At 71.0% G+C, this 24,761-nt stretch carries 30 protein-coding genes; 13 read left to right on the plus strand and 17 right to left on the minus strand.

Annotation, left to right across the window (positions count from 1 at the left end):
- The first annotated feature begins 322 nt into the window (after positions 1–322).
- The 4 genes from ACFWBY_RS02740 to ACFWBY_RS02755 all read left to right on the plus strand — a co-directional run bounded on the left by ACFWBY_RS02740 (position 323) and on the right by ACFWBY_RS02755 (position 3,728).
- Positions 323–1,327, plus strand: coding sequence for an NADP-dependent oxidoreductase (locus ACFWBY_RS02740; protein ID WP_385336309.1), 1,005 nt, complete (start codon positions 323–325; stop codon positions 1,325–1,327).
- A complete protein-coding gene (locus ACFWBY_RS02745; RefSeq protein WP_385336307.1) occupies positions 1,324–1,614 on the plus strand; it encodes an alpha/beta fold hydrolase in 291 nt (96 codons plus the stop codon). The genes ACFWBY_RS02740 and ACFWBY_RS02745 overlap by 4 nt, the downstream gene beginning before the upstream one ends.
- 175 nt (positions 1,615–1,789) lie before the next feature.
- Complete coding sequence (locus tag ACFWBY_RS02750) at positions 1,790–2,395, plus strand: hypothetical protein (protein WP_385336305.1); 606 nt, start codon at positions 1,790–1,792, stop codon at positions 2,393–2,395.
- Positions 2,396–2,555: 160 nt separating this feature from the next.
- Positions 2,556–3,728 carry a glycosyltransferase gene (locus ACFWBY_RS02755; protein WP_385336303.1) on the plus strand — a complete coding sequence of 391 codons (1,173 nt, stop codon included), beginning with the start codon at positions 2,556–2,558 and terminating at the stop codon, positions 3,726–3,728.
- Between the two features lie 125 nt (positions 3,729–3,853).
- Here the strand turns inward: ACFWBY_RS02755 and ACFWBY_RS02760 are convergent, their stop codons facing one another.
- The 5 genes from ACFWBY_RS02760 to ACFWBY_RS02780 all read right to left on the minus strand — a co-directional run bounded on the left by ACFWBY_RS02760 (position 3,854) and on the right by ACFWBY_RS02780 (position 5,909).
- Entirely contained in the window at positions 3,854–4,012 is a 159-nt protein-coding gene (locus ACFWBY_RS02760) for a hypothetical protein (protein ID WP_385336301.1), read from the minus strand.
- A 170-nt stretch (positions 4,013–4,182) separates the two neighbouring features.
- Complete coding sequence (locus ACFWBY_RS02765) at positions 4,183–4,422, minus strand: hypothetical protein (protein WP_385336299.1); 240 nt, start codon at positions 4,420–4,422, stop codon at positions 4,183–4,185.
- A gap of 9 nt (positions 4,423–4,431) precedes the next feature.
- Positions 4,432–5,115 carry a hypothetical protein gene (locus ACFWBY_RS02770; RefSeq protein WP_385336297.1) on the minus strand — a complete coding sequence of 228 codons (684 nt, stop codon included), beginning with the start codon at positions 5,113–5,115 and terminating at the stop codon, positions 4,432–4,434.
- Positions 5,108–5,671: an RNA polymerase sigma factor gene (locus tag ACFWBY_RS02775; RefSeq protein WP_385336295.1), complete on the minus strand. Its 564-nt coding sequence runs from the start codon at positions 5,669–5,671 to the stop codon at positions 5,108–5,110. The genes ACFWBY_RS02770 and ACFWBY_RS02775 overlap by 8 nt, the downstream gene beginning before the upstream one ends.
- 1 nt (position 5,672) lies before the next feature.
- Positions 5,673–5,909: a hypothetical protein gene (locus tag ACFWBY_RS02780; RefSeq protein WP_385336293.1), complete on the minus strand. Its 237-nt coding sequence runs from the start codon at positions 5,907–5,909 to the stop codon at positions 5,673–5,675.
- 365 nt (positions 5,910–6,274) lie between these two features.
- On the opposite strand from ACFWBY_RS02780, the gene ACFWBY_RS02785 reads away from it, so the two are divergent.
- On the plus strand, positions 6,275–6,781 hold the full coding sequence (locus tag ACFWBY_RS02785; RefSeq protein WP_385336291.1) for a SigE family RNA polymerase sigma factor: 507 nt from the start codon (positions 6,275–6,277) through the stop codon (positions 6,779–6,781).
- Between the two features lie 66 nt (positions 6,782–6,847).
- On the plus strand, positions 6,848–7,651 hold the full coding sequence (locus ACFWBY_RS02790; protein WP_385336289.1) for a hypothetical protein: 804 nt from the start codon (positions 6,848–6,850) through the stop codon (positions 7,649–7,651).
- A gap of 73 nt (positions 7,652–7,724) precedes the next feature.
- Here the strand turns inward: ACFWBY_RS02790 and ACFWBY_RS02795 are convergent, their stop codons facing one another.
- Both ACFWBY_RS02795 and ACFWBY_RS02800 read right to left on the minus strand, forming a co-directional pair.
- Positions 7,725–8,105: a hypothetical protein gene (locus tag ACFWBY_RS02795; protein ID WP_385336342.1), complete on the minus strand. Its 381-nt coding sequence runs from the start codon at positions 8,103–8,105 to the stop codon at positions 7,725–7,727.
- Between the two features lie 61 nt (positions 8,106–8,166).
- Entirely contained in the window at positions 8,167–8,670 is a 504-nt protein-coding gene (locus tag ACFWBY_RS02800) for an RNA polymerase sigma factor (protein ID WP_385336340.1), read from the minus strand.
- Between the two features lie 683 nt (positions 8,671–9,353).
- On the opposite strand from ACFWBY_RS02800, the gene ACFWBY_RS02805 reads away from it, so the two are divergent.
- Entirely contained in the window at positions 9,354–10,007 is a 654-nt protein-coding gene (locus tag ACFWBY_RS02805; protein ID WP_385336287.1) for a class I SAM-dependent methyltransferase, read from the plus strand.
- Positions 10,008–10,177: 170 nt separating this feature from the next.
- Here ACFWBY_RS02805 and ACFWBY_RS02810 read toward each other — a convergent pair whose 3' ends face one another.
- Positions 10,178–11,044 carry a hypothetical protein gene (locus ACFWBY_RS02810; RefSeq protein ID WP_385336285.1) on the minus strand — a complete coding sequence of 289 codons (867 nt, stop codon included), beginning with the start codon at positions 11,042–11,044 and terminating at the stop codon, positions 10,178–10,180.
- A gap of 313 nt (positions 11,045–11,357) precedes the next feature.
- On the opposite strand from ACFWBY_RS02810, the gene ACFWBY_RS02815 reads away from it, so the two are divergent.
- From ACFWBY_RS02815 to ACFWBY_RS02825, 3 genes are all read left to right on the plus strand, one after another.
- On the plus strand, positions 11,358–12,089 hold the full coding sequence (locus ACFWBY_RS02815) for an alpha/beta fold hydrolase (protein ID WP_385336283.1): 732 nt from the start codon (positions 11,358–11,360) through the stop codon (positions 12,087–12,089).
- A 96-nt stretch (positions 12,090–12,185) separates the two neighbouring features.
- Entirely contained in the window at positions 12,186–12,428 is a 243-nt protein-coding gene (locus ACFWBY_RS02820) for a hypothetical protein (protein WP_385336281.1), read from the plus strand.
- 84 nt (positions 12,429–12,512) lie between these two features.
- Complete coding sequence (locus ACFWBY_RS02825) at positions 12,513–12,884, plus strand: hypothetical protein (protein ID WP_385336279.1); 372 nt, start codon at positions 12,513–12,515, stop codon at positions 12,882–12,884.
- Here ACFWBY_RS02825 and ACFWBY_RS02830 read toward each other — a convergent pair.
- Positions 12,844–13,848, minus strand: coding sequence for a hypothetical protein (locus ACFWBY_RS02830; RefSeq protein ID WP_385336277.1), 1,005 nt, complete (start codon positions 13,846–13,848; stop codon positions 12,844–12,846). The genes ACFWBY_RS02825 and ACFWBY_RS02830 overlap by 41 nt on opposite strands.
- Before the next feature lie 27 nt (positions 13,849–13,875).
- A complete protein-coding gene (locus ACFWBY_RS02835; protein ID WP_385336275.1) occupies positions 13,876–14,169 on the minus strand; it encodes a hypothetical protein in 294 nt (97 codons plus the stop codon).
- 231 nt (positions 14,170–14,400) lie between these two features.
- On the opposite strand from ACFWBY_RS02835, the gene ACFWBY_RS02840 reads away from it, so the two are divergent.
- On the plus strand, positions 14,401–14,838 hold the full coding sequence (locus ACFWBY_RS02840) for a DUF3592 domain-containing protein (protein WP_385336273.1): 438 nt from the start codon (positions 14,401–14,403) through the stop codon (positions 14,836–14,838).
- A gap of 196 nt (positions 14,839–15,034) precedes the next feature.
- On the opposite strand, the gene ACFWBY_RS02845 is transcribed toward ACFWBY_RS02840, so the two are convergent.
- From ACFWBY_RS02845 to ACFWBY_RS02855, 3 genes are all read right to left on the minus strand, one after another.
- Positions 15,035–17,506, minus strand: a complete 2,472-nt coding sequence (locus ACFWBY_RS02845; RefSeq protein ID WP_385336271.1) for a glycoside hydrolase family 9 protein — start codon at positions 17,504–17,506, stop codon at positions 15,035–15,037.
- A gap of 356 nt (positions 17,507–17,862) precedes the next feature.
- Positions 17,863–18,918 (minus strand): EcsC family protein, encoded by a 1,056-nt coding sequence (locus tag ACFWBY_RS02850; protein ID WP_385336269.1) that lies wholly within the window; start codon positions 18,916–18,918, stop codon positions 17,863–17,865.
- A gap of 15 nt (positions 18,919–18,933) precedes the next feature.
- Positions 18,934–19,164 (minus strand): hypothetical protein, encoded by a 231-nt coding sequence (locus ACFWBY_RS02855; RefSeq protein WP_385336267.1) that lies wholly within the window; start codon positions 19,162–19,164, stop codon positions 18,934–18,936.
- A gap of 809 nt (positions 19,165–19,973) precedes the next feature.
- Between ACFWBY_RS02855 and ACFWBY_RS02860 the strand changes: the two genes are divergently transcribed.
- Positions 19,974–20,177, plus strand: coding sequence for a hypothetical protein (locus ACFWBY_RS02860; protein WP_385336265.1), 204 nt, complete (start codon positions 19,974–19,976; stop codon positions 20,175–20,177).
- A 206-nt stretch (positions 20,178–20,383) separates the two neighbouring features.
- On the opposite strand, the gene ACFWBY_RS02865 is transcribed toward ACFWBY_RS02860, so the two are convergent.
- The 3 genes from ACFWBY_RS02865 to ACFWBY_RS02875 are packed head-to-tail and all read right to left on the minus strand — an operon-like array spanning position 20,384 to position 23,070.
- Positions 20,384–21,496 carry an AI-2E family transporter gene (locus ACFWBY_RS02865; RefSeq protein ID WP_385336263.1) on the minus strand — a complete coding sequence of 371 codons (1,113 nt, stop codon included), beginning with the start codon at positions 21,494–21,496 and terminating at the stop codon, positions 20,384–20,386.
- Positions 21,497–21,553: 57 nt separating this feature from the next.
- Positions 21,554–22,399: a PaaX family transcriptional regulator C-terminal domain-containing protein gene (locus ACFWBY_RS02870; RefSeq protein ID WP_385336339.1), complete on the minus strand. Its 846-nt coding sequence runs from the start codon at positions 22,397–22,399 to the stop codon at positions 21,554–21,556.
- Between the two features lie 35 nt (positions 22,400–22,434).
- Positions 22,435–23,070: a GNAT family N-acetyltransferase gene (locus ACFWBY_RS02875; protein WP_385336261.1), complete on the minus strand. Its 636-nt coding sequence runs from the start codon at positions 23,068–23,070 to the stop codon at positions 22,435–22,437.
- 239 nt (positions 23,071–23,309) lie between these two features.
- On the opposite strand from ACFWBY_RS02875, the gene ACFWBY_RS02880 reads away from it, so the two are divergent.
- The gene (locus ACFWBY_RS02880) at positions 23,310–24,281 is read left to right on the plus strand and encodes an alpha/beta hydrolase family protein (protein ID WP_385336258.1); all 972 of its coding nucleotides are present in this window, start codon (positions 23,310–23,312) and stop codon (positions 24,279–24,281) included.
- A gap of 145 nt (positions 24,282–24,426) precedes the next feature.
- On the opposite strand, the gene ACFWBY_RS02885 is transcribed toward ACFWBY_RS02880, so the two are convergent.
- Positions 24,427–24,761, minus strand: a 335-nt coding sequence (locus ACFWBY_RS02885; RefSeq protein WP_385336256.1) for a tectonin domain-containing protein, incomplete at its 5' end; no start/stop codon positions are given.

Genomic DNA, 24,761 nt, shown 5'->3' on the forward strand with positions numbered 1-24,761 from the left:
ATCGCTATGGCCGCCCCGCCGGGTCGCTGTACGGCCCCTCCGCCGCGTCGGCTAAGGGCTGTCCCGTAATCCCCGGTGGATCAGCGCGCGGCATCAGATGCGGCGCCCCGCAAGGCGGAGGAGCGTCCGCATACCGGGCGTATTCGGGCGCTCCGGCAACGCGGCGAGGTGCCGTAGCTGTCGTCGTGCGCCCGCCGGGGACTACGGGACAGCCCTTAGGGCTGCGGAAAGCGAAGCGAACGGCGCGCACTGCCTCGTACGGGGAACAGCCCCGCAGCGATCGGAGAAACCGTCCCCTCGCGGACGAGAAACGGAGACGACGATGAAGACTTTCGTGATCGAGCGGTACGGCGATGAGGCCGTCGTGCGCGCCGGCGAGATGTCCGACCCGCTGGTGGGCGCCGACGACGTCTTGGTCCGGATCCACGCGGCGAGCGTCAACCCGCTGGACCTCAAGATCCGCGGCGGGGACTTGAAGGCGGTCCTGCCGTACCGTCTCCCTCTCATCCTGGGCAACGACCTCGCCGGGGTGGTGGTCCAGGTGGGACAGGCCGTGACACGGTTCGCGGTGGGCGACGAGGTCTACGCCAGACCCGACAAGGCCCGCATCGGCACCTTCGCCGAACTCATCGCCGTCCGCCAGGACGACGTGGCGCTCAAACCGGCCACGCTCACCATGGAAGAGGCCGCGTCCCTCCCGCTGGTCGCCCTGACCGCATGGCAGGCGCTGGTCGAGCGAGCACGGACGCGGCCGGGCCAGAAGGTCCTCGTCCACGCGGGCTCCGGCGGCCTCGGCACCATCGCCGTCCAGCTGGCGAAACAGCTGGGCGCGCACGTGGCCACCACCGCGAGCACCGCCAACGTCGGCCTGATGAAGGAACTCGGCGCGGACGTCGTCGTCGACTACAAGAAGCAGGCCTTCGAGACGCTCCTCCACGGCTACGACGTCGTCCTGGACACCCTCGGCGGCGACACGCTCGAGAAGTCCCTGCAAGTCCTCAAGCCCGGCGGGCAGGTCATCAGCGTCGCAGGCCCTCCCGACGCGGCCTTCGCGCGCGAGCTGGGCGCGAACGCGATCCTTCGACTGGCGATGAGCGCGCTGAGCCTCAGGACCCGGCACCGCGCAAAGCGCCGCGGCGTGACGTACTCGTTCCTGTTCATGCGGGCCAGCGGCGACCAGCTGCGCAAGCTCACGCCTCTCATCGAGGCCGGCAAGATCCGTCCCGTCGTCGACCGTGTCTTCCCGTTCGAGGAGACACGGGAGGCCATGGAGTACGTCGAGAAGGGCCGCGCGAAGGCCGGCAAGGTCGTCATCGCGATGAAGTGAGGTCCGGCAACCCGGATGACGACTATTGGGTCCTCCTCACGCACCAGGCAGACAAACTCGCCGCCCGGCGCCGGGTGATCACCTTCGACAACCGCAGAGTCGGTGCGTCAGGCGGCACCACGCCCGCCACGATCGAGGCGACGGCCCACGACGCGGTGCTGTTCATCCGGGCCCTCGGCTCCGAATGGTGCCTCGGCTCAGGCCGGGCCCTCGGCTTCGACCAGGTCGACCTGCCGGTCGCTCGGCTGCCCCGGGGCGAACTGGTGCCCCTCTACCCCGACGCCTGACACGGGGGCATCCTCCAGCACCACGACGAATGCGTCGCAGAGGCGCTTGCATTCCTCTGAAGCGCCGCAGAACCGTTCTTCTAGCGCCGCGCAAACGCCCACTGCGCGAGTGGGTCCGGGTCTCGCTCTACGTCTCCCGCCGCATCTGGGTCCGCGAGGTCAGGAGAATGCGGCCATGACTGAGACGCTCGGTGCGAAACCGCCTCGCCGCCGCACGGGTGAAGAACCCCTGCATCTGGACGGCACCCCCCACGGAAGCCTGATGGGCTTCTGGGAGTGGGCCTACTCGGGCCTGGCCGGCAATACCCTCCGCGGAGCGCTGGCCGAGTACATCGTGTCGCTCGCCCTCGGGCAGGCACACGGCACACGGCTGGACTGGGACTCGGTGGACATCCGGTTGCCCGACGGGCCACAGGTCGAGGTCAAGTCGGCGGCGTACCTCCAGGAGTGGGACCAGACCAAGCTGTCCGCCATCTCCTTCTCCATCGCCCCGGCCGAAGGCTGGAACGCGGTGACCGGGGAGGTGGACCCGGCCCGCCGGCGCCGCGCCGACTTGTACGTCTTCTGCCTCCTCCGACACCAGGACAAGAAGACGCTCGATCCGCTCGACCTCACCCAGTGGATCTTCTACGTCCTCCCCACCCGTGTCCTGGACGAGCACAGGCCACACCGACGCACGATCACGCTCTCCTCCCTCCTCGCCCTGGACCCGGTGCCCACCGGCTTCCCCGGCCTGCGCGCCGCAGTACGCGAAGCGAGTGCCCGCGGCGGCCGCCCGTAGGCACACGCCCCGGGTCGTGAGCACCCCGCCGTGAGAGTCCGCGCCCCGCGATCGGGAGGATCCGTCAGGCCTCGGGTGCTCAACGGGATCCGGGCAAGAGTGCTTTGACGGCAAAACCGCCCGTCGTCATTGTCAACGCGCACACAGTAGGGTTACCGAAATGGACATTTCCTCACTCCCGCGTTCCTTCCGGCTGCTCGTGACGGGTGGAGGGACCGGCGGTCACACCTACCCGGCCCTGACGGCGATCCGTGCGCTGCAGGGCCGCCTCGCGGCTGCCGACCGCGCGTTGGACGTCTTGTGGATCGGCACCGCCGACGGCCTTGAGGCGCGTGTCGCCCCGGCGGAGGGCATCGCGTTCAAGACGGTGGCCACGGGCAAGGTCCGTCGCTCGTCGAACCCGCTCAAGATGTTGTCCGCCGCGAACATCAAGGACATGGCGCGGGTGCCGCTCGGCGTGATCCAGGCCAGGTCCATCGTGTCCGGCTTCCAGCCGGACGTCGTACTCGCGACGGGCGGGTACGTCGCCGTCCCGGCCGGGCTGGCCGCGCGACTCTGCCGGCGCCCGTTGGTCCTGCACGAGCAGACGGTCCGGCTGGGCCTGGCCAACCGCAAGCTCGCGAGTTCGGCGACGCGGATCGCGGTGTCCTCGGAGTCCTCGCTGCCGCTGCTGCCCGCGGAGCTGCGCGAGCGTGCGGTCGTCACCGGCAACCCCGTGCGACCCGAGGTGCTGACCGGTCACCCGGACAAGGCGGTCGAGGCGCTGGGCCTGCACGGGTTCGACCGCCGGCTGCCGACGGTCTACGTCACGGGCGGGGCGCAGGGCGCCCAGCAGATCAACGGTGTCGTCCGCGAGGTGCTGCCCTGGCTGCTTGGGCACGCGAACGTGATCCATCAGTGCGGTCCGGCGAACGTGGACGCCCTCCGGGCGGCCGCCGCCGGGCTGGACCCGGTTCTCGCCGGCCGGTACCACCTGACCGGGTTCGTCGGGCCGGAGCTGCCGGACGTACTGGCGCTCGCCGACGTGGTGGTGTCCCGGAGCGGAGCCGGGACCCTGGCGGAGCTGACCGCGCTCGGCAAGCCGGCGGTGTTCGTCCCCCTCGCCACGTCGGCGGGGAACGAGCAGGCTCACAATGCCCGGCACCTGGCCGACGCGGGGGCGGCGCTCGCCCTTCTCGGCGAGGTCACCGGCCAGTCCCTGCAGGACGCGGTCGGCCCGCTCCTCACCGACCCCACCCGCCGGGCCGCGATGGCGGAGCGGGCCCGGGCGTACGGGATGCCGGACGCCGCGGACCGGCTCGTCGACGTACTCCTGGCCGCGGCGTCGCGCTGACCCTTCCTCGCGGGGCTACCGCGGGAGCGTTCGGACAACCGCCCTGCGGGGTCCAACCAAAGTGCGCCCCGGAGCGGCTGACGGGTACCGGGGCACTGGCACTCTACGTCGGCGTCCCCCGGTGCTCAGGCACCGTGGGCGGCCGCGAGCACGTGCGGCCAGGCGGCCGCCCCGAGCATCGCGTCAGCCTCGGGGGTGCCGCCGTGGTCGAAGCGGGTGGACGGGGGCGGTGCCATCTCACCCGGGAAGACGGTTCGATGGCCCGCGTCAGTCAGGGTGATCACGGCCGCCACACGGCCGGCTGCCTTGCGTCGGTCCGCGAGTTCGCGAGCGAAGCGCAGAGACGGCCACATCCGGTCCGCGCCGCCCGCGATCAGGACCAGGTCGGCGGCCGTCTTCCCCTACGGGCGCCCTCCGCGAAGGAGCCCGCCGGCGTGCTGCCGACAGGCTTCCCTCAGAGCGCTACTACCAGTTGCACTGGGTCCTCAGGGCCTCCGCGGAATCCCAGGGGATGTCCGCGCGCCAGGTCCCAGCCCTGGCCCGCCCAGCTGTCGCGGACCGCTCCCCGCACCGGGTGCGCGCCCGTCGAAGCCGTCCGGTGGATCGACCCGCCCTGGCGTACTTGCTGCGAGCCCCTGTTGAGAACGCACCGGCCCCCGCGGTTGTGGCACGGAGGCCGGTGAGTCGTGTTCACACGGCTTGGTCAGTTGAACAGCACGGCGATCTCGTCCGCGCCCTCGAAGAGCCTGACGACGGCGACGCGCAGCCCTACGGCGGCACGGTGCCTCTGCATGAACCCGGTGAGGACGCGGTCGAGGTGCGCCGGCCCGGGAGCGTCGACCTCCTCCGCCGCGGCCCAGGCCATGACCTGCTCTCCGAGAGCGGACTCGACCGGCTCGAACAGAGCCTCGACCTCGCCTTTCGTCGGCTCCCCGTCGCGCAAGGAGGAGCGGATGCGGCCGAGCCTCTCGCAGGCGAAGACCAGGGCCTCGGCAGGGCTCTGTCCACCGCTGGGTGCACCCGTGCGGTACCACGGGTTGTCCGTGAGCTCGATGTCGAAGTCCTGCAGATGGGTGATCTCGAGCTCGATGGACTCCAGGGCGCTCAGGAGCGCGGCACTGCGCGGCTTCGGGCCGAGGTAGTACGTCGTCTTGTTGCCCAGCACGTAGATGGCCGGGGTGTCCGGGCTGGTGTGCTCCATGAGCGCCTTGTCGCTCCGGGCCTTCGGCCCGTACCGGACCATGGTCTGGTGGGCGTGCTGGAGCCCGGTTTCCGTGTCCAGGGCCGAGGCCACGGTGGTGAGGAGCTCGGTCTGGTGGGCGGCGAGAAGGGCGTCCAGAGCGCGTTCGGCCTCGACGTCGGTGCCGCTGTCAAGGTGGTCACTCATGGGTCGTTGCCTCCTTCTTCAGGCCCAGGTGAACCAGCAGCCGCTCGCGGGCGCGCTGGTACGCCTTGCGCACTGCCACGGGCTTCTTGCCCAGGGCCGCCGCGGTCTCCTCGTGGCTGAAGCCGTCCAAGGACCAGGCCATCGCCTCGCGCTCGGCCGGCGGCAGGGCTCTGAGCGCGTCCAGCATCCGCTGCTGTTCGGCGGTGAGGATCACCAGTTCCACCGGGCAGGTCCCGCCCGGCCGATCGGGGACGGGGTCGGTCGGCACCAGCCGGTTGTTCGTCTGGCGGAGGTAGAACCGGTACGCGGTGACCCGCAAGTACGCCCCGGGGTACTCCAGGGTCCGCCATTTGTCGGGCAGCAGCACCACGAACGCCTCGTGCGTGGCGTCCGCTGCCTCGTAAAGGCTGGCCCCAAGGTTCATGAGGAACAGCGACACCCGGTGCATCTCCCGCGTGTAGAAGACCTCGAACTCGTAGTCCTGCTGGGACGGCACGAAGGGCTGCAGCTGCTGCTGCGGCCCGACGTGCCCGGCAGGTGCCGGAAGTTCGGACACGTCACCTCTTTCCGACGTGGTCGGCGGCGCCGCCGACCGTGATCTCGACCTCGCGGTCGGCGGACCTCTCGCTCAGCCGACTGCCCGGCGGCAGGGAGCGCACCCGCTCCGACAGCCCCTGCTGGTCCACCTCCGCGCGCCGCACCTCCGCACGCGCCTTGATGGCCCGGTACGTCACGCGGGCCCCGTAACCCGCCAGCCCGCTCACCACCCCGATAGCCAATGTCGCCGGATCCATGGCCCCGCTCCTCACCTTGGCGGTGCGCCGTGCGCCGCGTCTGGTCCTTGAAGGGGAAAGGGACCCGATGTGTGACATCGGCCGCCCGTCCTTCTTTGGAGACGTGATCAGCGGAAGGTGCGGGATGGTCCCCGGAGGGGGCGTGCACGGCGTCCCGGAGGGGGCGTGCACGGCGTCCTGGAGGGGGCGTGCACGGCGTCCTGGAGGGGGCGTGCACTGCGTCCCCGAGCTCATCGATGCTCCGGACACCCTGCTCGTCAGGGGTGTGGAAGAAAGTTCCCGCGCCCGCGCGACATCCTGACGTCCCACGTAGTCATGAGGGGTATGCACGGGGATCACGAAGCAAGCGAACGGGCGGGGACCGAGTGAAATCAGCACAGGAGGACGAGTACCTGGAGTTCGTGGCCGCGAGAGCAAAGGCGCTGTACCGCTCGGCGTACGCACTGGCCGCCGGCGACATGCACCTTGCCGAGGACCTGGTCCAGGAAACCCTCAGCCGGGTGTACGTGCACTGGAAACGGGTGGCCGGCGCGGACAGCCCCGGGGCCTACGCCCAGACGGTCCTGGTCCGTACCTTCCTCAGCCTGCGGCGCCGGCGAAGCACCGGCGAGCGCCCCACCGGCAACATGCCCGACAGCCCGGAGTCCGGCCCCGACGCCGCACTGCGGATCACCCTGCTGGACGCGCTCGGCCAACTGCCGCCCCGCGACCGGGCGGTGCTGCTGCTGCGCTACTGGGAGGGCCGCAGCATCGAGGAGACCGGGCAGATGCTCAGGCTGAGCAGCAGCGCGGTCCGCTCGCAGGGCACCCGGGCACTCGGCAGGCTGCGCGCGCTGCTCGGCGACAGCCTGTCCGATCTGGTGCCGCAGTGAACACCGGTGCACGCAGGTCCGTGCCGCCGCAACGCCCCCCCTCAGCGAAAGAGAAGTGATGCCACCATGCCGTTCGAAGCAGACCTCGCGCATGCCCTTGACCGCGCGACGGCCCCCCTCGACCCCGACGTCACCGCGCTCTTGGACGGAGCCGTCGAGCGCGGCCGGAGCCGTCGGCGCCGGCGCAGCGCAGGCGTCGTCGCCGGGGTCGGCGCCTGCGCCGTGATCGCGGCAGCCGGCGTGGTACTCCCCGGCGCGCTCGCCGGGATCCACTCCGCGGGATCCGACATGGAACCGGTGGCGCTGGCGATGCCCCGATCCGCGGTCACCGGCGACCAGATGATCCAGGCCCTCCAGCAGACGCTCCCCGGGGGCCGGTTCAGCCAGGAGACCGGACAGAGCAACAACCCCTCGGACCCGTCCGGCGGATACGTCGCCAACGGTGGACTGATCGTCGACGACGGGCACGGCGCCGCCTTCGTCGGCGCCTCGGCCGTGCGGCTCAGGCTGCCGCTCAGGGACGGCGACGGGCTGAGCTGCGAGCAGACGCCGAAGCGCGCCGCAGGTGACACCTGCGCCCTGAGCGAACTTCCGAGCAGTGCCGCGCTTCCCGGCGGGGCCGTGGTGATGTCGGAGCGGAACGCGGCCGAACAGCCGGCCCGGGCGGACACCGCCCGCCGCTGGACGGTGACGGTGACCCTGAAGTCGACCGGCGCGCAGGTTCAGCTGGTGCAGTGGAACAGCACCGGCGGCGGCAGCGGCCCCGACACACCGAAGCCGACCCGCGCCGCTCCCCCGCTCTCCGAGCAGCAGGTGGTGACCGCACTCACCGGTGCCGCCTGGGCGCCGATCCTCGGCGCTGTCGGCTGAGCCGTCGCGACGCCAAGGGGTCGTGGCTACGGCCCGGCTCCCGCCAGGCCGCCCCCGGGACGACGCCGTGGCGTCACAGCGCCCGCCCGCCGCGGCCGGGCCGCCGGTGGGCCTTCGCCGGCGGGTGCGCCGCGGCGAGGGTGCAGACGCCGTCCACGCACTGGCGCTCCAGCCGGCCGCGGGAGATGGTCTGCGCCAGTCCGACCAACCAGCAGGTGGGGCAGCCCCGGAAGGCGATCAGGGCCAGCGGGGCCGCCAGCAAGGTGGCCGGACCGAAGACGGGCACCAGCACGATCGAGCCGATGAGCAACCCGAAGCCGACGGCGCCGCGCGCCAGGTGGCGCGGGACGGACTCGCTGGCGAAGTTCGCTTCGGGCGCGGCGGACTGTGCGGCGGCCCGGTCCTCCTCGCCCTGCCCGGGCTTCACGGTGTTCACGCCGTACGCGGTGTTCACGCCGTACGCGGTGTTCACGCCGTACGCGGTGTTCACGCGGTTTCCAGTGCTCAAGCGGTTTTCAGTGCTCACGGTCGTGAGTCCCTCCGACGGATGGGTCGATGACATGATCGGGCGCCCGGCCGGTCGCTACCAGCGCGTCGCGCAGTGCCGCACGCGCCCTGTTCAGTCGCGACTTCATCGCGGCGTTGCTCAGTCCGAGCGCATGGGCGACGGCCTTGCCGGGCAGGCCCTGCACGTCCCGCATGATCAGGACCTGCCGCTGGTCACGGGGAAGGGCACTGACCGCGGCCGCGATCCGCTCCGCCTCCAGCCTGTGCAGCACCCTGTCCTCGGCGGACGGTTCCGCGGACGCCTCCGGCTCGGCCGACGCCTCGTCACTCCGCGGGACGAGCAGGCGCACCTGCCGGAGGCATTCGTTGCGCACGATCCGGAACATCCACGAGGCGAGGGCACCCGTGGCCCGCAGGGTGCCGATCTTCCGGTAGAGGATGATCAGCGCCTCCTGCGCCGCGTCCTCCGCGTCCTGCGGCGAGGCGCACAGCGACAGGGCGAACTTGCGCACATGGGGCTGCGATTCCATGACGACGGTGGTGAGCGAAGGGACGTCACCGTCCTGGGCGGCCCTGATCAGCCGCTCGTCCGGCCAGGAGAAACGTTGGCTCATGAGCTGCTCACAGGCGGGAGGGTCCCCCTGCACGGGCACTGGTTCACCCTCGGCTCCTGTAGCGCCGCATCAGGTGCCAACTGCACGCCCCCACGAGCAGGGCTCCGATCACTACGAGACCAATGACCATCATCGGTGCTTCCTCCCGGTTCTGCCGGCCCGTTCGGCCGGTACAGGGATAAGAGAACGGGAGGTCCGGAAAGGATTCACCTCCGGCCGAAGTTTCTTCGAACCGCCCATGGCCGCTCTGCGGCTGGAGCCCGGCCACGGAGATGGGGAGAGTGAGGGCGCGGAGGGCGCGGTCGGGTGTCGGTCATACCGGGACCGTACGCCGCAGTGCTCGGAGTCGGGTGCGCAGCGTGTGCGTTGTCGTAACGGCCGATTCCGCATCAGGCAATGTTCGCCCTGGTCCTGGCGTGGTCGCCGGCGCGTACCCAGCCTCGCGGGACGCACTCTCGTACGCGCTTCGAGAACCCGCCCGCGGAGCCGAGAAGGGAGCTGAGAAGGGAGCGGCGAAGAGAACCGTCCGGTCACACGGCTTCGGGGGGGCTCTGTCAGTGGTGGATGCCAAGATTTCCACCATGACCAACCCTGCCGCCATCGCTGCCTACTGGAATGACGCTGCCCCCGATTTCGACGACGCGCCCGACCACGGTTTGCGCGAGGAAGTCACCCGCACCGCCTGGCAGAAGTGCTTGTCCTCCTGGGCGCCGACCGCCCCGGCGGATGTGCTGGACGTCGGCTGCGGTACGGGCTCGCTCTCACAGCTACTCGCCGAGTCCGGACATCGCGTCACAGGAGTCGACCTGGCGCCTCGGATGGTCGACCAGGCCCGCGCCAAGTTGACGTCCGCCGGACTCCAGGCCCGATTCTTCGTGGGGGACGCCGCCGTGCCGCCGACCGGCGACGAGCGGTTCGACGTCCTGCTCTCCCGCCACCTGCTGTGGACGCTGCCCGATCCGCATGCCGCCCTGCGTGAGTGGATCGCACGTATCCGCCCGGGCGGCACGCTCGTCCTGGTCGAGGGCCGCTGGCGCGAGGCCGGACAGGCCGGAGTCCCCTACGTCGCGGGAGCCGAGACCCTGCCGTGGCACGGCGGCATCGGCGCCGAGGCGCTGACGGCCGTCGTACGCCCGCTCGTCTCCGCTCTGCGGACCGAGGACCTCAGCAGCAGCCCCGAACTCTGGGGCAGGCCGGTGACCGACGAACGCTACGCGCTCATCGCTCAGATCTGATCCCACCAGCCGACCTCGGGCGGGCGGGTACGGATCATCCCCGGGTGCGGGAAGCAGGGAGGAAGCCGGACGCTGACGCACACCACCGTGGGTTCCTCTCCGCAGGTCCCCGCCCTCCGCCGAGGAGCTCACCCGGCGGCGTGAGGGCCACGACGGAAGTTCCCGGTCGCTCAATCGTCGGCGAAGGTCGCGTCGACGTCGTCGCCCGGGGTCTCCCCGGCGTCATCGCGCGGAGTCGCCCGAACGTCACCGCGGGGGGCCGCCCGAACGTCATCGCGCGGGGGCTCCCCAGCGCCGTCGCCACTGTCCACGGGGTCTTCGCCGGGCGGGGCCGGCTCCTTGAGGGCAGCGGGGACCTCTAGGTCTGCGAGGGGATGCCAGGTGTTGCCGGCCTGGGCCGCGATCACGATCAGGGCCGCCACGAAGATGAGGGAGGCCAGTACGAAGGAGCCCTTTGCGACGTCCGGGTCGTCAGGGGCGGTGCCGCGCATGAGGAGGAAGGCGTGGAGGGCAGGAGCCGCCGCGCCGATGGCGTAGGACCAGAGGGCCAGGTCCCTGCTCAGGGAGCCCATGTGGTGGCGGGTGGCGGGGGCGTGGGTGAAGAGTTCGTTCAGGTGAGCGCGGACGGCGGTCTGGAATCCCGGGTCGCTGCTGATGTCACCGCGACGTAGCCGGCCGATGAGAGACGGGTACCGGCCGAGGGCGCGGTACGCCGCCCCGGTGACCGGGTGGGCCGGCTCGGCCGCGTCCTCCACCACCTCCAGACCGCGCCCGTGGAGCAGTCCGTCCTCACGCATCAGACGGACGGCTACGTCGGCCGCGCGAGCGGAGTTGCGCGTCAGCCTGTCGGGCTGGTGGTCCGTCGAGCACAGCGGCTCGGCGGCGCTCAGCAGCCCCGCGTGGTAGGCGTCGAACCCGGGCCAGGCCCGCACCTGCCGGACCATCCGAGCCTCCACCGACCGCCGCCACAGCCGGGTCAGCCCCAGCACGATGTTCACACCGGCGAGCGAGACCAGGCAGGTCATCAGCATTCCCATGGGCACGACGATCGACGACGCGGTACGCGGCCCGCAAGGCCCGCGGTCATACCGCATTCCCACGTCAGCGGCGGCCCCGCCGACCCGGGCGTGGAGAGGACCGCAACGGGCGAGAGCCGAAGGCTGCCGCGGGCCCGAGCCTGGACGGCCACGCGCCGCCCGGCCCAGTACTCGAACGGCGCGTCACATCACTGCATCACTGTGACTGAGTCCCCCAGTTGGCCAGTCAGAGCGTCCTCGCCGGCCAGCATCAGCGCGCCGGAGATGCCCGCCGGTAAAGTCGGTCCGAGGAGAGCGCTGATCTGGGGGACTCATGACGGCAGCGGATGCACCGCCCATCATCTTCGTGCACGGGACGCGGTTCAACGCGGGACAGTGGAGCCCACAGCTCGCCGCGCTCCAAGAGGACTTCCGAGTAGCCGCTGTTGACCTACCAGGCCACGGCGCCCGCTCTGCCCAACCCTGGAGCCTGAACGCGGCGACGGAGATCATCGCTTCCGCGGTGGACTCGCTCAACCGCGGGCCGGCTCTGGTCGTCGGGCACTCGCTCGGCGGATACGCCTCGCTGGAGTTCGCGCGGCGCTGTCCGGAGCAGCTGCGGGGGCTGGTCCTTGCGGGGGCCAGCGCCTCGACTTGTGGTCCGTGGGCAACACCGTACCGGTGGGCCGCCGGGCTCGTCCCTCGTCTACCGGCGGACCGGTTGGCCCGGTGGAATGACCGGTTGCTGCGCCGGTTCTATCCTCCCGAGGTGGTAGAGGCGACCATCCGCTCCGGCTACGCCTTCCACACCCTGCCAGCCGCCTGGGGCGAGGTGCTGGGCCGCTTTGACGCGGGTTCGATGCGTCATGTTGCGGCTCCCGTGCTCATCCTGAACGGTGAGAAGGACACCGTCTTTCGGTCCGGCGAGATGGACTTCGCCCGCGCGCACCCGCACGCCCGCGTCGAATTGATCCCGCGAGCAAGACATCTCGCGAACTTCGACGATCCAGATGCCTTCACCGATGCCGTCCGCCGCTTCGCCCGGCAGCTGTCTGTTCGCAGCTGAGCGCGCCAGAGTCCGGTCCGCCCGGGCCCGATGGCGCGCGATCACCGACGCCCACCTCGTCCCGCTGGTCCGCGCCGGGGCATCTTCCGCCGACAGGTGACCGAAGGGTTCATGCAGCCCGCCACCAGGTACTCGGACCCCAACCTGCGCACGCCCGTTGAGATCAGGCAGGCGGGCGAACTCGCCGATGGCGTCGCCGACCTCATCGAAGCGCATCTGGGGCCCGTCCGAAGCTCCGGCGATGTCAGCGGCCCGCACGCGGGCGACATGGGGTGGCGCAACTTGCTGTTGGTCACCGCCGACCGGTCCACCATCCTGCATTGCGGCATTAGCGACTGACCGAACACGTCCCCGTCGCTCGCCCAGACGAGCGTCTCGCTGCTGCCACTTCGCGATTGGGCTCCACCAAGCGAAGATCACTCCATGGACCACGTCGTCGACCTCGACCAAGCTGCCGCCGAGATCACCGCGCGCCTTCCCGCCTGGACTGCGTCCGGACTCGACCCCAGACCGATCACCTGGCGGGACGAGACCCTTGTCTGGCCTCAGCCGCTGGAGACAGACCGGGCCCTCGTCGCCGACCCGGATTCGATCGGCGTACGCATCCTGGGCACCGACGGTTGGAGCGAGGTGCAGGTCGTCCTCTACCGAGGCGGCTGGGCAGACCTCGACGCACTGACTGGCAACGAACTCACGGCCGAATGCCCGCAGATCATTACCCCGGAAGGATTCGGCGACCTCCTCGACTCCTCCGTCACACGCTTCCTCGGCACCGGCCGGCGTCCGCCCACCTGACGCAATATCGTTTCCGCCGCTGCGAGCATCCGTCATTGCAGCGCTCACCCGTCGGCAGGGTGACGGTCACCTCCACCGTGAACCCGAACGTGGCCTGCTCGGGGCCGATGACGGCAGAGATCCCGATTGCGCCCGGGCCCCCGACCGCGATCGCGTCGGAGAAGGAGAACTCCTCGTCCACGGCGAGCGGCATCGCCTTGCCGACGCCCCGCTCGGGAGTCCAGTCCGGGTCGTACTTCAGCGAGCCGCTGGGGAACGGACCGAGCGCGTGCAGTGTGTCGGGGTACAGGTTCCGGTCGATGTCCGGCCTGTCGTACCCCTCGTGCGCGTCCACGCCGACCGGCGCGCACGAGTAGCGGTAGCGCTGCCCGGCGTCCGACCGCACCGACTCGAGCCGCACCAGCGCGTCCAGCACTGCCCCCTCCGTACCGGCGGGGCCGCTGATCTCGAGGTGGAGCTGGTGGTCCCCCGCCGGGACGCCTCCGCCCCGCAGCACGGACGCGTACATGCGGCGACAGCCCACGCCCCCCAGGGCCGCCCCGCCGCCGACCGCGGACGCCGGACCCTGGGGCGTGTCGGACTCCGCTTCCCAGCTCTCGCGCTTCGGCAGCAGGATGGCGGCCTCGGAGATCCCCGCCCGGGTTCGCTGCGGGTCGCCGAAGGCCCGGGACAACGGGCGCGGGGCATCGAGCGCCTCGTCGGCAGGGGTGGCCAACGGGGTCGTCGTCGGCTGTGCGAGGGTGAAGGGTCGGCCGCCGTCGTCCCCGCGTACGGTGACCCGCTTGCCGCCCTCCTCCACGTCCAATGCGAGCCACCAGGCGCAGGTGCAGGAGGTCGTCGTGACGCTGACCATTCCGGTGGCCGAACCACCGGCCCGGATGGGAAGCACGGCGCTCTGCCGGGTCGCCCCGGCGTCCAGTGAGAGCCGCACCGGACGCACCGGTTTGCCGTCGCCCGAGGTCAAGGTGCCCTCCCGTTCGTCTCCGTACGCTCAGGCGCAGCCGACGTCGTCCCCCCGCGGCACGGCCAGCCGTGGCCCCTTGACCACCCGGATCCCGCGCACCACCACGGCATGGGAGGGCGAGGCGCCGACGGCATAGGCGACCGTGGCCTGCCCGCGGGGCACGGCGCGTGATTCGGCAGCCCATCGGAACAGGGGGACGCAGCCCAGCGCGTCGCGCATCAGCCCGGCCGGCGGCTGCCGGCCGGACTCGGGCAGGGTCGCGGTCCAGGGCGCCCTGGGCAGGGCCGTGCCGGTCGCGTGCACACCGGAGGCCGGCGGCACGGGGAACCGCGCGCAGCGCCGTGACGGTGAGGGCCGAGCACAGCGCGAGGAGGAGGACCGACCTGTTCCAGGAACCGGCTTTCGCCGTCCGGGCCGCCTGGGCTGACGGCGCACACCAGCGCGGTCGTCGGTCGCGCTGCCCGGTGCTGGGCGGCAGCAAGAGCCGGTAGATTTCGTCCGGCAGCGCCAGGGACCGGGGGCCCCGGCGTCAGGTTGACGTGGAGGGGCGCCATGGAATTCTTGCGCGAGGACGGCCACCGGCTGCTGCTTGTTTCTGTCGGGTTCCTCGCCCTCTCGGTATCCGTCGCACTCGCGGTGCGGACCTGCAGCCGATGGCTGCTCCTCCGCAAGACGTTCGACGAAGGGCTGCCCACCGAGGGCAGAGTGCTGGATGCCTACGTGCTACCGGGAGACCAGGGCCGGGCGGGCCTACAGCACGCCATCGTGGGTTTCCGCGCGACCGACGGGCGCGACTACCGGCTCGACATCGACACCGGCCGGCGACGGCCCCTGGGCGCGCCGGTGCGGTTGCGCTATCTCCCGACGAGCCCGGATCGAGCAGTGCTCGTCGAAGCGGGCCGGGGCACCGTGCGCACCGTGCTCACCCTCCTGTTTCTGCTGCTCGTCGGGCTGGTCGGCGTCCTCCTCACGGTGCTGGGCCTGCTCTGAGTCCTGCTTCCGGTACACGCGTCACCCTGCTCGAGCCGACTACCCAATCGATCGACCGATGACGGTCACCCAAGGGGTGACGTGGCGACAGAACCCGTCCACCGCCACCGCGGCGCCGACCGGCCGGGAGGGCGACCACCCGAACGCGCTCCGCCCGCCGCGCCTGATCGGCGGGCGGGCAGGGCGTGATGTGCGTTCAGGAGCAGAGTGCACCGTTGAGCGTGTAGCGCGCCGGTATCTCGTTGGTGCCCGAGTACGTCGCTTGGAAGCCGAAGCTCACGCCGCCGCCGGGCGCCAGCGTGCCGTTCCACCCGGCGTCCCGGGCGGTGACCGTGCTGCCGGACTGGCTCACCGTGGAGTTCCAGGCGTTGCTGATCCGCTGATCACCCGCGAAGCTCCAGCCGAGGGTCCACCCGGAGATCGCCGAGGTTCCGGTGTTCTTCACGGTCACCGTCGCCGTGAAGCCGTTGCCCCAGGCGTTGTCGATCCGGTACGCCACCGTGCAGGGGGCCGCTGACGCGTCGTCGTCCGCCTCCGTCGCCGTGAACGTCGCCGGCTGCACGCCAGGACCACCGACCGTGAACGTCGCGCTGCCCGACAACGCGTCGGAATCCTGCGCGGCGGAAAGTGAGACCTGTTGTGACGTCGCCCAGTTGGCCGCGGTGAACACCAGGGTCGCGGCTGCCGACAGGTCCTGGTCGCCGGAGCTCCGGGCCACCGTCACCGTGACGTTCTGCGCGGGCGCGGCCGAGAGCCGCACGCCCACCGGCGCCGAACCGCCCTCCGGGACCGTCACGGCCGCCGGTGCCACCTGGACCGCGGGCACCGCCGGGGTGCTGCGCCGCTCAGCCGCGAAGGCCGCCAGCCAGGCCAGCGAGGCGTTCCAGTTGATGGCCACCTCGTTGGTGGAGTAGGAGCCGATGTCGTCCACGTAGCACGCCGCCGGTGAGCAGCCCGCGAGCTTCTCCTCGGCCACCGGGTCCTGCAGCCCCGCGTTCGGGCCGCCGGCGAAGGAACCGGCCGGCGGGTGCGGCAGCGAGGCGTCGTTCTGGTGCGCCCAGAACCGGTGGTGCTGGTTCTCGGAGTAGCGTTCGCCGAATCCGGTGACGTAGGAGAGATCGAGCGCGTTGCGGCCGAGCAGGTAGTCGAGGGACTCCAACGCTCCGGCTCGGTAGCGTTGTTGGCCGGTGAGCTCGTACGCCACGGCCAGCACCATCGCATTGTTGGTGACGGAGCTGTTGGAGCCCCACACGTACCCGGCGGCGGGGAGCGGCACCGCGTAGCCCTGTCCGGCCATGGTGGACAGGTGGCCATCGGCGGCCGCGGTCAGCAGGCCGCGCAGCCGAGCCGTGTCGTCAGCGGGCAGGGCCGCGCCGGGGACGGTGGCGAGGGTGATCCGGCCGAGCGTCGCGGTGCCGCCCCACCAGAACGCGTCGACGGGCTTGGCGTGGTGCGGAGAGGAGGTGACGGCGTCCCGGTACTGCGATTCGCCGGTGGTGGACAGGAGTTCGGCCGCCGCCCAGTAGAACTCGTCGGAGACGTCGGCGTCCTCGTACGCACCGCCGCCGGTGTTGTCGGTCGCCGGGGCGAGCACGTTCGGGTTGGCCTTGGCAGCCGTCCAGGCGCGGCGGGCCGCGTCCAGGCAGCGAGCGGCGAACGCGGCGTCGTACGGCGCGTACGCGCGGGCACACTGCGCGGCCGAGGCCGCCAGGTTCAGCGTCGCGGCGGTCGACGGCTTGTGCAACTCTCGCTGTTCGGCGTCGACTTCGGGCCGAGTCGGCAGAGCAGTCCACTTGGCGTCGTGCATCTTGTGGAAGGCCATCCCGGCCATCGGCTTCCCTGCCGGGACCTGCATCCGCAGCAGGAACTCCAGCTCCCAGCGGGCCTCGTCCAGTACGTCCGGTGTCCCATTGCCACGCTCCGGCACCCGCAGCGTCGCGTCGCCGAGCGCCGCGTCGCCGCCCGAACGGCGGGCTCGCTCGAAGGAGTTGACCATCTCCCAGACGGAGATGCCGCCGTTGACCACGTACTTGCCGTGGTCGCCCGCGTCGTACCAGCCGCCGCGCACGTCCTGTTGGTAGTCGCACACCCCGGCCTGGCAGGGGACACTTGTATCGCCCTTGTTCGGGGCGACGCCCAGATGCCCGGCGGGGCGGGCGTAGGCACTGCCGCCCGCCAGGGCGGCGTCGATCGCGCTACCGCTGCGCTGCTGGTAGAAGAACGACATGCTGTCGGTGCGCAGTCCGTCGTACAGTGTGGCGGAGATGTCGAAGGGGTGGCTGGTCTGGCCGCCGACGACCAGGGTGTAGCCGGTGCCGGTGCCGGTGTACGCGCCGAAGTCCACCAGGTGCGTGGACTGGCCGGACGCCTGGTCGGCGCCGCGCACCGCGGTGGCGCCCGAGGCGGCCACCGCGCCGGAGGCGTCGCGCAGTTGCCAGGCGAGCGGGGCGGTCGCGGAGCTGACCACGGTGGATCGCTTGGGGCCGTCGGGCAGGTAGCCGAGCTGGTTGACCCGGACGGGCGTATCGGCGGCGGCGGCCACGGTGGCGGCAGCCGCGACCGGAACGGTCAGGGCGGTCGCGGACAGGCCGCCGACGGCCAGCGCGAGGCCGGCGAGCACTGTTGCCGCACGGCGTGGCACGCCGCGGGGGGAGGTGACAGGAGGCACTGGGGAGCCTTCCTCGGTGGGTTGGAGGGCCTACGTGGGAGCGCTCCCAATCAAGCCAGCCGCCGGACGAGCTCGTCAAGACAGCGGGCGGAACGGGTAGTTGCCCGAGACGGCCTACCCTTTACCGGAGAACCGGCCAACTACCACCACGACTTCGGCGGACGGACACCGGCGGCGCGCAATCGACGGTCGGCGACGGCGCGAGGCCGTCTCATTCGGATCGCGGCGACCGAGCCCGCATCGTCTGGTGCCGTGCATGGCAAGGCGGAGGGCGCCCGTGCACTGGAGTACTCGGACGCCCCGACGACTCGGCAGGTGCGGTGCCGGACACCGCGGGCCCGGCCAGATTGGCCTCGTCAGTTGACCGGCTGGTCCTCGGAGTCGGATGAAGTAGACGTCGGCAGCGCGTCCTCCTCCCGGAGCAGTTCGATCACCCCGATCGCGTCATCGTCCTGAACGAGGTCGGCGTCGCCGTAGGTCGGGTCGCCGGCCAGGCCTCCGTCTGATTTCTCGATCAAGAAGCGTTCGCGATACGCGTCGCGAGCCGAAAGAGCGACTCGATCGATGAGCATGTAGCTCAGCCCGGCGCCGACCGCCATGCCGGCGATGGGCACGAACTGCCCGAGCTTCCTCTTCGGTAGCTGCTGGGCGAACTTCGCTGCGAAGGATTGCGCGATCTTGGTGAGAACCTTCTCGTTCAATTTGGCCCAAGGAGCGTTCCTTGCCAGCAACTGGGTGAGTTGCGACAGTTCGGCGTACGCGGCCGTCTTCGCCGACGTGCCCGTGGACATTCCGAGAGCAATCACGGACATCACGAAGAGTTCCTCTTCGGGATCGCTTGGGTGATAGCCGTAGTAGAGGGCCGTGGCGGCGACCGTTCGAGTGGCAAGGGCGAGCATCATGGCAGTGTCGGCAGCCATCGCCCCGGCGATGGTTCCGAGTCCGGGTGCGGCGCCCGCCCCTGCGCCGGCGATGGTTCCGGCGCTGGCGAGCACCTCTCCGCCCGTCACGGCTGCAGCCGATCCGAGGCCAGTTGCCGCTGCCGAGAGCGCGTGGCCGTACCGAACCAAGTTGTGCCTCGCGACCTCATCGACGACCCGCAGGTCGAGTTCACGGATCTCGTCCAATTCGCTGATGTCGTGCCCGGCTCGCCGGTACTGCTCAACGACGCGTTTCCTGCTCACTGTCCGGCTTGCGGTGCCTCCCACAGCCTTGCCGAGGCCCTTTGCGGCTCCGCCGTAGGCAGCGGCCACTTTGTCGGCTCCCGGGGCGCTCCTCGCCTTCTGGCCGAGCGAAGCGAGTCGGTCCCGGGCCTGCCGCGGGAGGAGGTTCCTCGCCTGCTTGTTGAGGAAAACCGCCTTTCGCTTCTGGAGCTGGTCCCACTCACGTTGTTCGTAAGCAGAGAGAGTCATGTCGTCGCCTCGGTATCAGAGTGCTTGGAAAGAGTCCCGCAAGATCGCGGCCATGAGTCTGCGCCGCTGGACGAGGAACTCCTCGCAGCTGCCCGCCGCGACCTCGGCCAGGCTCGCCTGGTCTGCACGGTGAGTGGCGCAACTCCCGACCAGAAGGCGCCAGTTGGTACGGGGAAGTCTCCCGGGGAGGAACATCATGAAGCAGAATACGCGTCCGACGCGGGTCGCGGAGGGTTCAAGGGACATCCTGGGACTGTGTGCCTCGGCGAAGGTGGTGAAGGCGGCTGCACCAACACCTTCGTCCCGGCCGCGGGCGCCCGGCCCTCGGCGGCATCGGCCGCGGTGACGGCACCTGGCCCGTCACCTTCCCCACGAGCTCGGACCGCACCGCCGGCACCGCCTTGCTCCCCCAGTGCCGTCACACTCACCGCCGCCCAAGGACGTAAGGGACGCAGGGCCCGGACTTGGCCCCGGACCCGGACCCGCTATGGCAGTGCACCGACATCACCGAGGAGGCCCTGGCACGGCACTACCGGAGGCGGCGTACGTGAGTCCTCGTGCCCGGGCTTCGTGTCCTCGACCTGGCCATCGGCCTCGAACCGGGCGCCCGGTCTTCTCCGCGCTGCACACCAATTCCCACGGCACCGGCCCTCCACCGCGGTGACCCCGCGGCCCGAGATCCTGCTGCCCGGCATCACCGTGGACCACCCCGTAAACATGTGGGTCCTCACGCCGCATCTGCGGGAGGCCTCCTCCGCGAGCACGGCTTCATCCTGGAGTCGGGTCGGCAGTCCCCCAGACGGCGGATGCTCGCGCTACCTCGCACCGCTTCCTGGGTACTGGGTCGCTCACTGCGCCACAACTGCGCTTCGGCGCGCTCCGCGGCTTCACGGTCCTGCCGGGTCTTGCGTTCTTTCTGGTCTGTACTCCACGCGTGAGAGTGGTCGTGCAGCAAGGCGTCTTGTCCTGGCCGCCATGACGTGGCAGCGTCGCTTGTCCTTGCTCGGCACGACTTGAACACTTGTCCTTGCTCCGCAACCGAGGAGACGCGCTCCATGTCCGAGGACCTGGCAACACGCACCATCCGGAAGCTCGAAGACATCGTGGCGGCGGACCGCCTGCCGGAGCACACACTCGGACTGCTCCGCGTTTCCCTCAGCCAGGCCCAGGCGGCGAAGGCTTCGGGTCACGATCAGGAGGCCGTCACCATCGCCGACCAGGCCCTGCAGACGGCGGAGAACGCATCCCGGGACGAGTAGGCGGCGCGGACGGCGGACGGCGCGGACGGCGCGGACGGCGCGCTCACGGTGGGCCGCGGGCGCGGCCAGTACCGGCCTGCGCCGCCGGGCCGGCCTGGGGACGCTTGCCACAGACCCGGGATGCCGGGAAGAGCCGCCGCCTGCTGCGGCCCCCGGGTGGGCCGGTCGGGTCATGCTCGGACACCGCGGCGACGGCTCCCGGGTGGCTACGAGGGGGCGGCGCCGGTGGGCGACGGGTCGGTCTCCGTACCGGACGAGGGCTCGACGAGCTGCTCGCGCAGATAGTTCCAGACCACCGCGATCAGCGCCGCCGCCGGTACCGCCAGCAGGCTGCCGACCACTCCGGCCAGGCTGCCACCCAGCGTCACCGCCACCAGGATCACTGCCGCGTGGAGGCCGAGACCGCGACTTTGGATCATCGGCTGGAACACGTTGCCCTCCAGCTGCTGCACCCCGATGATGATCGCCAGCACGATGAGCGCGTCGGTCGGACCGTTCGAGACCAGTGCGATGAGCACCGCGACGAAGCCCGCGAACAAGGCACCCACGATCGGCACGAACGCGGACACGAAGGTCAGCACCGCCAGGGGCAGCACCAGGGGAACACCGACGATCCACAGGCCCAGGCCGATGAACACGGCGTCGAGCAGACCGACGAACGCCTGGGAGCGGACGAACGAACCGAGCGTGTCCCAGCCGCGCGCGGCGATCACGGGGACGTCGGTGGCGAGCCGCCCGGGGAGCTGCCGGGTGAGCCACGGCAGGAACCGCGGGCCGTCCTTGAGGAAGAAGAACATCAGGAAGAGCGCCAAGACGGCGGTGACCAGGCCACTGAAGACGGTGCTCACGCCGGTGACGACGGTGGAGACCGTGCTGCCGATGCTGTTCTGGACCCGGTCGACTGCGGCGGCGAACGCATCTGTGATCTGAGCGTCGCCGATGTTCAGCGGCGGCCCGGCAGCCCACCCGCGCAGCTTCTGGATGCCCTCGACCACGCCGTCGCCCAGCTCGCCGGACTCCGATGCCACCGGCACGGCGATCAGCGCCACGACGCCCGCGGCGACGACGAGGAACAGTACGGTCACCAAGGACGCGGCCAGCGCGGGCGGCCACCCGCGCCGACGGAGGAAGGCGGCCAGGGGCCACGTCAGCGTCGTAAGGAACAGGGCCACTATCAGCGGCCAGAGCACCGACCACATCCGGCCCAGGAGCCAGAACACCACAGCGGCCATCACGAGGACCAGCAGCAACTCGGCGGAGACCCGCGCGGAAGCCCGCAGCGCGGACGCGGTCTTTCTCGAACTCAGCGTGTCAGACATGGCGTCAGCCTATGGTCCGCCCCACCCAACCCATGCGGTTCTCGGTCCCGTCCCGCTTCAGGGCGCGGCCCGGTCTGCCGCCTCCCGGGTGATGTCGGCGTAGAGGCGGAAGAGGGTGGGGCGGTCTTCGCCGCCTTCCTGTTCGTGCAGAGCTGCCCAGCACGTGGCGATGAGCTCCCGGGCCTGGGTGCCGGGCCAGGGCTGGGGCAGGAGCTGGGGTGGCAGCAGTGGGTCGGGCTCCATGGCGCGGGTGAGTTCCGCGGCCAGCTCGACCGCGATGGTGAGGAGTACGGAGGGGGAGAGTCCGGCGGGGTCGGTGAGCCGTGCGAGGCGGGGCCGGGCGATGCGGATGAGGCGGTGGTAGCGATCGGCGATCTCCTGCAGGGACCACAGCCGGCGGACGAGTTCGGCAGGCTCTCGGACGTCGCCCCTGCGCAGGTCCGTCGTGGTGAGGAGGGTGAGCGTTCCATGGGCGCCGAGGCGGCGGGCCGCTTCTTCGACGTACGGTTCCCAGGCGTTGGCGCAGACGTACAGTCCGCCTTGGAGCGGGGCGCCGCCGAGGTGAACGAGCGTGTCGCGCAGGGCGTCCCGGGCGGTGCGCGCCGATTCGGGCACCGCGAAGGCGGCCACGTGCCAGACACCGTCCCAGGGTGCGAGCCCGGCGTCCTGCTGAAAGGCGTGCCGGAGGAAGTCCGCGTTGGGTGCCAGGGCGCGCGTGGTGTCCGCGGTGGCGTGCAGCTCCGCTTTGCGGCCGCGGCCCTCGTGCGTGAACCGGCCCTCGGCCACGAGGCGTTTGACGCACAGCCGCACCTGCTGGTCGCTCATGCCCAGGATGTTGGCGACGGTGTACAGCTCGTCCGCGACGACGGTGCCGTCCTCGCGGATCAGGGCGTGGACGAGCATGCGGGTGGGGACCTCGACGTGGTCCGTTTCGGCGTTCACAGTGCTCCCGCCCTTCTCGTCGCGACGGCGCGACGCATGGTGGTGACCGCCGCGAATCCCAGCAGACCGCGCAGGTAGGGCGTGCGCTCGGTACGCACGGCGGTGAAGCCGCGCCGCTCGTACAGAGCTCTGGCCCGCGGATTGGTGTCGATCACATCCAACCTGATCTCCCGGCAGTTCTGCTCCGCCGCGACGGCGGCCACCTCCTCGATGAGCAAGCTGCCGACGCCGCGGCCGCGCACGGCCCGGTCCACGGCGATGCCGTCCATGACGAGCTGTCCGGGGGCCGGGTGGCGTTCGAACAGGGCGAGGAGCAGGAGCCTGTGCAGTCCTCGCAGGTGTCCGTACACGCGCAGCACGGCGGAGGCCGATCCCCCGGTGAGGGCACGGCCGCCGAGCTGGTAGCCGGCGAGGCCGACGAGCTGCCCGTCCAGGAGGGCGCACACCGCGCGGTCTGCGTTCAGGTGGGCGGCGATGAAGGGCACCGCCTTGTCCGGCGGATTCAGCGCGGGGCCGAGTTTGCGGCCGAACGCGTCCCAGTACAGCTCGGCCGCCCGCCGTTCGGCGCCGGCCGGAACGCCCCGCCGGACCGTCACCGGTCCCGTGCCGGTGTCCGTCGCGTCCAGTCCCATCCCGCTTCCTTCCCTCGCACTGCGATCCCCGCTCCCTTCAAAACTATCACTTCGAGGACGATCGTTGTGGCAGTGATAGGTTCGACCTTGCGCACATTCCACATGACGTCCGAACCGACGTCCGAACCGAGGCGGTCAGAGCCATGTGCCCGAAGATCCAGCCCCAACGGCGTCGCGGGCTCCGCACAGCCGCTTGGTCATTCGTCGCAGTCCTGGTCGTAGCCGCGGGTCTCGGCGGTGTGGTGCTGTGGCAGAACTCCTACGAGATGGACGAGCAGCGGGTATCGATCCGTCACGGCGGCCACACCCTCAACGGAGTACTGGCCACCCCCAGGGACGGCCGCAAGCGCCACGGCCTCGTCGTGTACGTCCACGGCGACGGCCCCGTCAACGCCACCCATGACGACGGCTACAAGCCCATGTGGGAAGCGAACGCCGAGGCCGGTTACGCCTCCCTGTCCTGGGACAAGCCCGGCGTCGCAGGCGCACCGGGCGACTGGCTCGGCCAGTCCATGGACGACCGGGCCGACGAGGCGGCCGCCGCCGTCGCCTGGGCGCGCGCCCGCCCCGACATCGACGGCGACCGGATCGGGCTCTGGGGTGCCAGCCAGGCGGGCTGGGTCCTGCCGAAGGTCGCCGCCAGGGCACCCGTGAGCTTCGTCATCGCCGTCTCGCCCGCGATCAACTGGCTCCAGCAGGGCCGCTACAACCTTCTCGCCGAGCTGCGCGCCGACGGCGCGTCGGCCGCACGCACCGAGGAGGCGATCGCCGAGAGCGACACGACCCGGCGGCTGCTGGAACGCCGCGCGACCTTCGCCGAGTACGTCGCCGCCAAGGGTGGCGACGCGGACGGCATGACCGCCGGCCGGTGGGGCTTCATCTCCAAGAACTACACCTCGGACGCCACTCAAGACCTGCGCGCCCTGCGCGGCATACCGGTGCTGCTGACGCTCGCGGGCCATGACATCAACGTGGACACGGCCGACACGGAGCGCGTCTACCGCCACGTGCTGGACGCGGGCGGTGCGATGACGCTCGAACGCTACCCGGACGCGACCCATTCATTGCTCAAGCAGTCCCTCGAGCGGTCGGACCTCAAGATCACGCTCACCGCGCTCTTCTCGCCCCGCTCGCTCTTCGCGGAGGGATTCCTGGATGGCCAGAGGCAGTTCCTCAAGGGCGTAGACCGAGACGGCAAGGCCGCTCCGTGACGTCCACCGGCAGCGCTTCCTCGCGAGGTGACCAGTCCCGCGACGAACGGCGCCCCGCCCCGGACCGTGGTCCGGGGCGGGGCGCCGCACTGTGCGGGGTGCCCGTCGCTGCGGGCCGGGACCCCGCACAGCCTGCTCACGCTCGTCAGCTCGGCTGGTCTCCGGTGTAGCGGAAGATGCCGCCGACGGAGTTGACGACCCAGACGGTGCCGTCGGCCGCGGCACCGACATCGACCGCGCCGCCGGGGATACCGGTCCAGGGGTTGGCGTCGCGCCCGGTGTACCGGTAGATCTGGTCGGAGGAGTTGACGCCCCAGACGTTCGTCCGCGAGCCGGCGGAGATGCGGGACAGACCCCCCGAGACCGGGACCCAGTCGGTGGAGCCCTGGTCCCCGGTGTAGCGGAAGATGGCACCCGCGGAGTTCACGTGCCACACCGTCCCGTCGGCGGCCACACCGATGTCCACCGCCCGCCCCGGGA

This window comes from Streptomyces sp. NPDC060049 (assembly GCF_042736715.1).
GTDB lineage: Bacteria > Actinomycetota > Actinomycetes > Streptomycetales > Streptomycetaceae > Streptomyces.

Coding starts and splice junctions, on each gene's coding strand:
- ACFWBY_RS02740 (WP_385336309.1), top strand. CDS start 323: ATGAAGACTTTCGTGATCGAGCGGTACGGCGATGAGGCCGTCGTGCGC.
- ACFWBY_RS02750 (WP_385336305.1), top strand. CDS start 1,790: ATGACTGAGACGCTCGGTGCGAAACCGCCTCGCCGCCGCACGGGTGAA.
- ACFWBY_RS02755 (WP_385336303.1), top strand. CDS start 2,556: ATGGACATTTCCTCACTCCCGCGTTCCTTCCGGCTGCTCGTGACGGGT.
- ACFWBY_RS02770 (WP_385336297.1), bottom strand. CDS start 5,115: ATGAGTGACCACCTTGACAGCGGCACCGACGTCGAGGCCGAACGCGCT.
- ACFWBY_RS02780 (WP_385336293.1), bottom strand. CDS start 5,909: ATGGATCCGGCGACATTGGCTATCGGGGTGGTGAGCGGGCTGGCGGGT.
- ACFWBY_RS02790 (WP_385336289.1), top strand. CDS start 6,848: ATGCCGTTCGAAGCAGACCTCGCGCATGCCCTTGACCGCGCGACGGCC.
- ACFWBY_RS02805 (WP_385336287.1), top strand. CDS start 9,354: ATGACCAACCCTGCCGCCATCGCTGCCTACTGGAATGACGCTGCCCCC.
- ACFWBY_RS02810 (WP_385336285.1), bottom strand. CDS start 11,044: ATGGGAATGCTGATGACCTGCCTGGTCTCGCTCGCCGGTGTGAACATC.
- ACFWBY_RS02815 (WP_385336283.1), top strand. CDS start 11,358: ATGACGGCAGCGGATGCACCGCCCATCATCTTCGTGCACGGGACGCGG.
- ACFWBY_RS02825 (WP_385336279.1), top strand. CDS start 12,513: ATGGACCACGTCGTCGACCTCGACCAAGCTGCCGCCGAGATCACCGCG.
- ACFWBY_RS02840 (WP_385336273.1), top strand. CDS start 14,401: ATGGAATTCTTGCGCGAGGACGGCCACCGGCTGCTGCTTGTTTCTGTC.
- ACFWBY_RS02850 (WP_385336269.1), bottom strand. CDS start 18,918: ATGACTCTCTCTGCTTACGAACAACGTGAGTGGGACCAGCTCCAGAAG.
- ACFWBY_RS02855 (WP_385336267.1), bottom strand. CDS start 19,164: ATGTCCCTTGAACCCTCCGCGACCCGCGTCGGACGCGTATTCTGCTTC.
- ACFWBY_RS02860 (WP_385336265.1), top strand. CDS start 19,974: ATGTCCGAGGACCTGGCAACACGCACCATCCGGAAGCTCGAAGACATC.
- ACFWBY_RS02865 (WP_385336263.1), bottom strand. CDS start 21,496: ATGTCTGACACGCTGAGTTCGAGAAAGACCGCGTCCGCGCTGCGGGCT.
- ACFWBY_RS02870 (WP_385336339.1), bottom strand. CDS start 22,399: ATGCTCGTCCACGCCCTGATCCGCGAGGACGGCACCGTCGTCGCGGAC.
- ACFWBY_RS02875 (WP_385336261.1), bottom strand. CDS start 23,070: ATGGGACTGGACGCGACGGACACCGGCACGGGACCGGTGACGGTCCGG.